Here is a 7506-nt window from a genome sequence, read left to right as displayed (position 1 = left end):
ATGCGAAGGGCTTCAGCCTGTTCATGCTGCGCGCGATCCTCAGCGGGCGCGGCGACGAGATCGTCGAGCTGGCGCGGACCAATCTGCGGTGAGGCGGCGGGGCGGCGCGAACCGTCGAGCGGCGAACCGTCGGCGATCGAGACGGCCCTGCGGCAGGTCACGATCGTCGGCGCGCGGTATCCCGCGCAGCTTCGGCGGCGCGTCGACCGCCGAGCGGGAAGCCGTCGATTGCACGGCCGGCAGTGGCGGCGCAATCAGGGACAATCTTCACGTCGCCTTAAGTTTGCATTTCCTAGAATCGATGGAGCGCCGCGCGTGCGTGGCGGACGGATTTGTTCAGGAGGATGCACGTGAAAGAGCCCCGTGGCGTCGTAGCCCTGTTACAGGCAGTCATTGGCACGCCGAAGCTGATGGCGCAACCGCGCAAGGTTGGCCGATGATCTGGCCGAACGCGTTGCGTGTCTCGGCACTGTTCGTGCGAGAGTGGGTCGGCCGCCCGGCCGCGGTGGGCGCGTTGTGCCCGAGTTCGCGGCATCTGGCGCGCGAGATGGCCGATGCGGTGCCGGACGGCGACGGGCTCGTCGTCGAGCTCGGCGGCGGCACCGGTGCGATCACCGCCGCGTTGCTCGAACGCGGCGTCGCGCCGGGGCGCCTCGTCGTGGTCGAGCGGGCGCCGGCGTTCGTGCAGCACCTGCGGCGGCGCTTTCCCGGGATTTCGATCGTATCGGGCGACGCGCGGCAGCTCGAGCGGCTGCTGCCGCCCGATGCGCGTGTCGACGCGATCGTGTCCTGCCTGCCGCTGCGCACGTTGCCGCGCGAGGACGTGACGGCGATCGTCGGGCAGTGCGAGCGTGTGCTGTCGGTCGACGGCGTGATGATCCAGTTCACCTACGACCTGCGCGTGCCCGAGCGTCACCCGCTGCGCGATCCGGCATTCGTTGCCGATGCCAGCCGGATCGTGTGGGCAAATATTCCGCCCGCGCGCATCGTCACGATGCGCAGGGCCGCCATCGGACAGGTGGCGTGATGCCCGCATCCTGACACGCTACCTTTCATCGACCCTGCGGAGGCCGTCGGTCGCGGCTCATGTTGCGGCGTCCGGCACGCGCGCCGCAGGCCGCGATGCGACCCGCCTGATGAAGCGGTCGAGCGGCGTCGCGTAGCCGCTTCATCACGCACGATCTCGACGACGCATCGCGGATCGGCGACCGGATCGCGATCCTGCGCGACGGCACGCCGGACGACATCCTGTCGCGTCCGGCGGACGATGATGTGCGGCGGTTCGTCGAGAAGCAGAGGAATGCGAACCGATCTGCCGGGAGCGGGCCAGCGAAGCACGGGGGCGTTTCTCCTGCGTTTTGAGCGGCAGCCTGCCGGTACCCGCACGCGGTTGCACCGCAGGCAGCCCGTGGGTCACGTGCGGCGCATCTCGGGGGGATGTGCGTCGCCATTCCACGGCGCTTGCCGTCAGGAATCCTCGTTCCGGCCGATAACCGGACTCGCGCGCGCCCGTGCTCGTCGCGGACAGGATCCGAGGAAAAAGCGCCGAATCATAGTCGAAACATTTCTAAATGGCACTCCATGCGGGATTTTGATGCCTCATCGGAATGAATTCGGCGGGCGTCCTTGCCGGGCCTGCGTTTGCGATTGGGATTGAATATCCGGTGCTACGGGCATACCCATATGGGCCGGCCGCGGCCGTTCAAAAGTGAAACATTCCGCGCTTGCAGGGACCTTCTTCGGAAGATCGGACAAGCGTTTGAATACAGAGAGAAATCCATCCGCGGGTCGAGGGTGTCCCGGCCCCGTGCCGATCGACACGTTTCAGACCTGAAACATAAATCGCATGCCGGAATCGGGCGAGGCGGGTTATGTCGCGCAAAGCATCCAACCGGCTCCCTGTCGTCAGGCAGCTGGCTGGGATTGGCATCGCCGATGCGTGTTGTCCTCCGGATTGGTGCAGTTGGCCAAGCCGTTCCTCGTTACTTCAGGAGGATTTCATGCGCAAAACTCTATTGGCGTCTGCTGCGCTTCTCGCCTTGGGATGCAGCGGCTACGCAATGGCGAATCCATGCAGCAGCGATACCAGTTCGACATGCAGTCAGAAAGCCGATGACGGATCGAACACTCTCAGCAACGCAGTCAGCTCAACCCAGACCAGCTCCACCGGGTCCAATGCGAATGAAGTTTCGCCTGGCGCGAGTGTCTACCAGGATTCGTACAACAGCACCAAGATCGTCGCGATCAGCAAACTCGACGGGTACGTGAGCAATGTCCAGGTCTGGGGCATCGGCAACAACGCGACCAACTCGGGCAGCGCGGCCGGCGGAAGCGGCGGCAAGGGCGGCAACGGGTATGGCTACGGCGGCATCGGCGGTAATGGCGGAAGCGGCGGTGCAGGCGGCGCCGGCGGCAAAGGCGGCAGCGCGCATAACGGCAGCGCCACGGCGGGTAACGCCAGCAATGGCAGCGCGACGGCCGGCACCGGCAACGGCGGCGGCGGCGGAGCCGGCGGCTCACCTGACGCCAGCGGCGGGGGCGGCGGCAATGCCACTGCGAGCGGCGGCTCCGGCTCCGGCACGGGCGGCGGCGCGATCGCGGCCTCGGTCGGCGTAGGCGGTTCCGGCAAGGGCAGCGGCACAGGCTGGGGCGGCGGCACCGGCACAGCCAATCCCGGCTCCGCATGGGCCAGGAATCATGGCAGCGGAAGCGCGTCGGCATCGGCCGGCAGCGGCACCGGCACCGGCACGGGTACCGGCACCGGCTCGGGCAGTGGCTCAGGCGGCGCAGGGTCGGCGGGTACGTCGACCGCTTCGGGCGGATCGGGCGCGGGCATCGGCGGCGCGGGTGCGGCCGCGGGCGGCACCGGCGGCGCGGCGGCGGCCACGGCGGGCAACGGCGGTGCCGGCGGCGCGGGCACGGGCGGCGGCGCGACGAACGGCGGCGCGACGACGACGGCCAGCAACGGCGGCGCAACCGCGGGTAGCGGCGCGGTGGGCGCGATGGGCGGCGCGGGCGGCGCAGGCGGCACGGGCAACGGCGGTGTCGGTAACGGCGCGGTCGGCGGCGCGGGTGGCGCAGGCGGAGCCAATGCGGTCAACGCGGGGACGTTCAACATGTCCAACGCGATGGCGAGCGTCGGCCAGACCGCCGCGGGCATCATGGTCGCCAACCAGAACAGCGGCATGGCGTCGTTGGTTCAGCAGGCTGTGACCGTGCAGGCGAACCTGTCCGTAGGACGTTAGCCGGCCGGCCGGTCCTGGCGAGCCGGATGCATTGACGCGGGCGCAGGCGAGCCCGCGACTTGCGTTCCATCGCCGATGGACAGGACCGCCGGCGAGGGCGGGATGGCCGAACGGCCGTCTCGCTCTCGTTGGCGCAGGCCGGGCTGATTTCCGTCGATCGACGGTCACGCGGATTCCGCTCCCTGTGCGCCGGTTTCGGGCCGGCTCGCGCAGGGACCAAGGAGACAGCCATGCGAATCCGAACGGCACTTTTGCTGGTGATATTGCCTGCGGCGCTGCTGCCGGGCCTGATGGCCCATGCCACGGCTGACGGGTCGCGAACCGTTGCGGCGGAGGCCACCGCCGATGTTGCGCCGGCAGCCGCAGCTTCCCCACCCGCCGAGCGCGCGGATCACGCCGATCCGGCCGCGGCCGTCGCGCCCCCTGCGGCAGCCATACCCGCTGCGACCGACACCGCGACCGCTCAAGCGGGCAGCTTCGGTGTCGCGATGACGCCTGACCAGCTCGATGAGCATCGGGGCGGCGATGCGCTGATCGGCCAAAACTATCTGACCGGCGCGGTGACCGACAACGTGGCGAACCGCGTGTCGACCGGCTCGAATTCGATCGCCGACGGCTCGTTCGCCAATGCGAGCGGCCTGCCTACGGTCATCCAGAATACCGGCGCCAACGTGCTGATTCAGAACGCGACGGTGCTCAACGTGCGCTTCGGGAACTGAGCGATGAGACTGGTTGCCGCAGCATGCATCGCGGCGCTCGCTTACGCGCTGTCCGTCCCGGTTGCATGGGCGGACGAGATGACGGTCGTCGATCCGGCGGGCGCCGGCTATGCGATGCACGTCACGAGTCTCAAGGAGGCCCGCTTCAAGCGCACCGTCAAGCAGCAATTCGATTTCAGTTGCGGGTCGGCTGCCGTCGCGACGCTGCTGACTTATCAGTACGACTATCCGATGACCGAGCAGACCGCCTTCGCCCAGATGTGGGAGAACGGCAATCAGGAGAAGATTCGCCAGCAGGGCTTCTCGCTGCTCGACATCCGGCGGTTTCTCGACGCGCACGGCTTCGTCGCGGACGGCTTCGAGCTGCCGTTGCAGACGCTCGCCAGGACGCACACGCCGGCGATCGTGTTGATCACCGAGCACGGCTATCACCATTTCGTGGTCGTGAAGGGGCTGCGTGACGGGCGTGTGCTCGTCGGCGATCCGGCCACCGGCACGCGCCCGATGTCGCTGGCGAGCTTCGAGCAGAAGTGGGAAGACCATGTGATTTTCGTGATTCACAACCGGCCCGAGCTGGCGGTGTTCAACGACCCGCGTGACTGGCGCGTCGCGCCCAGCGCGCCGCTCTACACCGGTATCGCGCGCGACGGCCTGTACAACGTCGTGATGCCGAAGCACGGCCCGAACGACTTCTGAGGACCGTCATGAGATCCCAGACCAGGAACATCGCCGGCATCGCCGTGATGGTGTGCGGCGGGGTGACGTCCGTGAGTGCGGCGGCGATGCAGGACGACGCGCTGGCCGCGGCCGACGTGCCGGTCGCGCAGACGAGCGGCGTCGTCGAGGCATCCGCCGCGAACGCGGGCGCCGATATGGCGCCTGTGGAGTCGCGGGCCGGCGAGGTGCCGATCCTGCGTGCCGTGCCGCTCGCGATGGGTGAGTGCGCGGCAGGGACGCCGGCCGCGGAGCCGGGCGGCGCGCAGGAACGGAACTGGCCGGCAGCCGGCGCGATCGCGCTCAGCGACGCGCGCCTCGATGCGATGCGCGGCGGCTTCGATATGCCGAGCGGTCTGAAGGTTTCGTTCGGCGTGTCGCGTGTCGCGTTCGTGAACGGCAATCTGGTCACGACGACCAGCTTCAATATCCCGGACATCAGTCATATCACCGCGCAACAGGCGCAGGCGCTGGCGGCCGCGAACGCGGGCGCGCTGATCCAGGTCGGCGCCGGCAACGCCGCGCAGCCCGCCGCGCTGCCGGCGCTGACCGGCGCGGTAATCCAGAACACGTTGAACAACCAGCAGATCCAGGCGGTGACGACGATCAACACGACCGTCAACACACTGTCGACGTTCAAGAACCTGAACGTGATGTCGACGCTGAACAATGCGTTGATCGGCGTGTTGCCGGGGCGATGAAGGCTCGGTGAGCGACCGAGGAATGGCAGATGAGCGCGCACTGGCGCGCCGGGGCCCGCGTGCGGCGCGCAGCCCGCCGCACGCGCACGCTTGCGATCAGAATGCAATCGGCACGCGCAGCGTCATGACCACGTCCGGCGTGTCGCGTGTGAGGCCGGCGCCGATCGAGAGATTCAGCGTGGTCTTCGGCGACAACCGGTACGAGTAACCGAGGAGCAGTGAGCCGAGGATCACGCGCACCGAACTGGGCACCGTCTGGCCGTTCTGTTTCGTCGGCAGTACGATGCTCTGGTCGTAGCCGAGGCTCACCGACGCCTTCTCGTTCAGCGCGAGGCCCATGCCGATATTGAAACCCCAGATGTCGCCGGGCTGCACCTTGCCGATGAAGTCCTTCTGTCCATCGCGAATCGTGAGGCTGAGATTGTCGCGGCTGAAGCTGTGCAGATAGCTCAGGTTGCCGAAGAACACCACCGGGTCGGACGGAAAGAGCCACGTGAGGCCAGGCTGGATCGCGTAGAAGCCGGAGCCCGTCGGCTGCTCGAGCGGCAGGCCGGTGCCGGTGGCATTGCCGACGCAGCGCGTGACGCAGTCGGTGACGACGTCGAACGGGCTCTTGCCGGTGGCGCTCTTGAAGCGCAGCCAGCCGATGTAATAGAACTTGTCGGGGCCGCCGGTATTGAACTGGTAGCGCAGCGTCATTTCGACGTCGCCGAGGCCTTTGCCGTGGCTGTTGAACGCGTTGTCCTGGGCGGTGCCGGTGAAGATCTCGCGGCTGATCGTGTCGTTCGTCGAGTACACATAGGGGACGCGGACTTCGACTTCCATCCGGTTGGTGATCCCGTAGCGCACCGCGACCGCGCCCGTCAGCGTGGTCGTCTTGACTTCCCGCACGTCGACCAGGCCGATCAGCAGCGCCGGGATGATCGTGTAGCCGACGAGGGCGACGCGGTTCGACGACGAATAGCTGAACTGGAACGACGGCTCGACGACGAACTTGTTCTTCGGCGTCAGCACGCCGGGCTGATCGAAGATCGGCGCGACAGGCGGCGGTGCGGTTTCCGCCACCGGCGCCTGGCCGACCGGCCGGCTCGGCGGCGCGGCGGACCCGGCCGAAGATTGCACGTTGCCGGGGGCGTTGCCGGCCGCGTCGGGCGCGCCGCCCGGGGAGCCGGTATCGGCCTGCGTCGCCGCGTCGCCGGAGCCGCCGGCATCGCCGGTGCCCGCGCCACGCCGGGCCGCGAGTTCGCGGTTGTCCAGCGCCCGGCTCAGGCGGGAGAGATTGGCTTCCTCGTCGGCCAGTTTGCGCTTGAGCGCACTCAGTTCCTGCAGATGGCGATCGACTTCCTGGCGCAGCGCGGAAATGTTCTCCTGCGTCGACTGGGCGTCCAGCGACTGCGCTTGCGCCTGGGCCTGAAAGAGCAGCACGCTTGCATAGCTGATGGCATGGATGCAGCGAAATGGCATGCGCTTCACGGTGCGTCTCCACGATCGGGCCTGCGGTTCCCCGGTGCACACCGACGGCTGGCCGGCGCGCGTGTTGCCCCGGATCGCCTCGCGTCACATCGCGCGCGAGCCAGAGGATGTTTCTCCGGCGGCAACGACATGCGTGATCGAACGCAATGAAACTTCGGCAGCGAGGCCGCGCGCCGACACTCGATTGTCAATGTGCACGACGTCATGTCCCGCCGGCCGAACGACGCGGGGGCAGACCTCACGAGGCTAGTGCAGGCGGGCATCGAAAGCCAACCAGACAAACCCTTGCCCGCGTACGGTGGACGACGGACGTCACGGTTCTCCCTGTTTCACGGGGGCTTGCGTCAAAACCGAATGCACGTTTCGAGCCCGTGCGCGCAGGCTGCGCGGCGGATTCATGGCAGTGTTTTCCCGTGTTCCGGCGGGCGTTGTTCCGATCAGGCGATGCAGGGGGGCGACCGCCGTTGCCGGAGAGGCGATCGCGCGGAAGTCGCGCGTTCCCTTCCATCCGTGCGGCGCGTCGGTTGCGCGGGAAACGATTCGACGCGAGCGCGATCGTGCCGCGGCTCGTCGGCCGGCACGGGTTGAACGCGATCAGGTATCGGGAATACGGCTCGGGCTTGATGCCCGCGCGATACGTCGCGCTCGTCGTGC

The 7506-nt window shown here is 68.0% G+C and carries 6 protein-coding genes and 1 pseudogene; 6 read left to right on the top strand and 1 reads right to left on the bottom strand.

Going from position 1 to position 7506, the window contains the following annotated elements; translation table 11 throughout:
- The first annotated feature begins 436 nt into the window (after nt 1-436).
- The 6 genes and pseudogenes from DID99_RS26540 (at nt 437) to DID99_RS26515 (ending at nt 5379) form a co-directional block, all read left to right on the top strand.
- Nucleotides 437-1027, top strand: a complete 591-nt coding sequence (locus tag DID99_RS26540) for a class I SAM-dependent methyltransferase (protein WP_044845405.1) — start codon at nt 437-439, stop codon at nt 1025-1027.
- Between the two features lie 140 nt (nt 1028-1167).
- Nucleotides 1168-1287: pseudogene (locus tag DID99_RS37950) on the top strand (glycine betaine/L-proline ABC transporter ATP-binding protein); the annotation flags it as partial.
- 713 nt (nt 1288-2000) lie between these two features.
- Nucleotides 2001-3245 carry a hypothetical protein gene (locus DID99_RS26530; RefSeq protein WP_124487052.1) on the top strand — a complete coding sequence of 415 codons (1245 nt, stop codon included), beginning with the start codon at nt 2001-2003 and terminating at the stop codon, nt 3243-3245.
- Between the two features lie 230 nt (nt 3246-3475).
- The gene (locus DID99_RS37945) at nt 3476-3964 is read left to right on the top strand and encodes a hypothetical protein (RefSeq protein WP_124487051.1); all 489 of its coding nucleotides are present in this window, start codon (nt 3476-3478) and stop codon (nt 3962-3964) included.
- Between the two features lie 3 nt (nt 3965-3967).
- Complete coding sequence (locus DID99_RS26520) at nt 3968-4660, top strand: C39 family peptidase (protein WP_124667799.1); 693 nt, start codon at nt 3968-3970, stop codon at nt 4658-4660.
- Nucleotides 4661-4668: 8 nt separating this feature from the next.
- Nucleotides 4669-5379, top strand: coding sequence for a hypothetical protein (locus DID99_RS26515; RefSeq protein ID WP_124487049.1), 711 nt, complete (start codon nt 4669-4671; stop codon nt 5377-5379).
- A 96-nt stretch (nt 5380-5475) separates the two neighbouring features.
- On the opposite strand, the gene DID99_RS26510 is transcribed toward DID99_RS26515, so the two are convergent.
- Nucleotides 5476-6852, bottom strand: a complete 1377-nt coding sequence (locus DID99_RS26510) for an acetate kinase (protein ID WP_124487048.1) — start codon at nt 6850-6852, stop codon at nt 5476-5478.
- Nucleotides 6853-7506 lie beyond the last annotated feature (654 nt).

This window comes from Burkholderia sp. Bp8986 (genome assembly GCF_003854225.1).
Taxonomy (GTDB): domain Bacteria; phylum Pseudomonadota; class Gammaproteobacteria; order Burkholderiales; family Burkholderiaceae; genus Burkholderia.
This window is presented reverse-complemented; position numbering and strand designations above follow the sequence as displayed.

What these genes read in the sequence shown, in the direction of transcription:
- DID99_RS26515 (WP_124487049.1), top strand. Translation starts at nt 4,669, where the DNA reads ATGAGATCCCAGACCAGGAACATCGCCGGCATCGCCGTGATGGTGTGC.
- DID99_RS26520 (WP_124667799.1), top strand. Translation starts at nt 3,968, where the DNA reads ATGAGACTGGTTGCCGCAGCATGCATCGCGGCGCTCGCTTACGCGCTG.
- DID99_RS26530 (WP_124487052.1), top strand. Translation starts at nt 2,001, where the DNA reads ATGCGCAAAACTCTATTGGCGTCTGCTGCGCTTCTCGCCTTGGGATGC.
- DID99_RS26540 (WP_044845405.1), top strand. Translation starts at nt 437, where the DNA reads ATGATCTGGCCGAACGCGTTGCGTGTCTCGGCACTGTTCGTGCGAGAG.
- DID99_RS37945 (WP_124487051.1), top strand. Translation starts at nt 3,476, where the DNA reads ATGCGAATCCGAACGGCACTTTTGCTGGTGATATTGCCTGCGGCGCTG.